Origin of the sequence: Campylobacter sp. RM12647, assembly GCF_020138135.1 — a bacterium.
Taxonomy (GTDB): domain Bacteria; phylum Campylobacterota; class Campylobacteria; order Campylobacterales; family Campylobacteraceae; genus Campylobacter_E.
The window spans coordinates 1-1,330 of record NZ_JACGAS010000054.1; the positions used below are offsets into that span (position 1 = coordinate 1).

General features: G+C 27.5%; 1 protein-coding gene. It reads right to left on the reverse strand.

Features of this window, described 5'->3' with window-relative positions; translation table 11 throughout:
• Nucleotides 1-15: 15 nt before the first annotated feature.
• Nucleotides 16-1,330 (reverse strand): UDP-glucose dehydrogenase family protein (locus tag AVBRAN12647_RS09550; RefSeq protein ID WP_336615111.1); only part of this gene is annotated, 1,315 nt, incomplete at its 5' end.

Below are 1,330 nucleotides of genomic sequence, written 5' to 3' on the forward strand. Positions count from 1 at the left end.
CGATAACTGTTTGGCTCAATTCTTAACCCCAATATTTATCACGTCAAAACCATATTTTTTAGCTTCATTGAAATTTATTATATTTCTAGTATCATAGATTTTTTTAACCTTTATACAATCTTTAAGCTTTAAAAAATCAATATCCTTAAATTCATCCCATTCTGTCAAAATTACTAATAAATCACATTCATTGGCACATTCATAAATTGAATTTGTATAATTAACGTTATCATTTAAAATACCTTTAGCATTATTTATAGCCCTCGGATCATAAACATTTATATTTTGATAATTTTTAATAAATTCTTTTATAATTTCAATCGCTGGACTTTGTCTACAATCATCAGTGCCATTTTTAAAAGCAAGTCCTAAAATACCTATTTTTGGATTATCAATATCTTTTAACATATCCTTAATGTTATTTGCAATTTTTTTAAATCTATCATTATTACCCTTAATGGTAGTTTCTATTAAAGATACTCCTACCCCAAGCTCCTTAGCCATTCCAAGCATTGCTAAAGTATCTTTAGGAAAACAACTCCCACCAAATCCAGGTCCAACGTTTAAAAATTTATTACCAATCCTACTATCAAGTCCAATTCCAAGTGCAACATCACCTATATTTGCCCCGCTTTTTTCACAAAAATCAGCTATTTCATTTATAAAATGTATTTTCATTGCTAAAAAAGAATTAGAAGCATATTTTATAAGTTCAGCCGATTTTCTAGTTGTAATTAAAATTTTATCACTATCAATATGCGAATACAATTCTTTTATTGCTTTACTTGCCTTATCAGAATTACTTCCTATTATAACCCTATCTGGATTATAAAAATCTTCTAAAGCATACCCTTCTCTCAAAAATTCAGGTAAAGATACTACGTCAATATTAGGATTTATTTTGTGCACTATTTGTTCTATTTTATCTCCAGTACCAACCGGAACAGTTGATTTGGTTGCTAAAATAAAATATTTATTTTTATCTCTTAAATTTTTACAAATTTCATTTATCGCTTCAAATATATATTTTAAATCAGCTTTCTCACTATTATTTGATTGTGGAGTTCCAACAGCTAATATAACAATATCAGCTTCATTTATACAAGAATAGGATGTGGTGAAAGTAAGGTTTTCATTAACTACTTCTAAAAATAATTGCTCAATATTATTTTCATATATTGGCAAAATACCATTTTGTAAAGAATGAATTTTATTTTCATTAATATCTACACAAGTAACATTGTGACCTAGTTTAGCAAACCCAATACCGCTGGGCAATCCTACATAACCAGTTCCTATAATAGCTATATTCAACAAACTCTCCAATTTT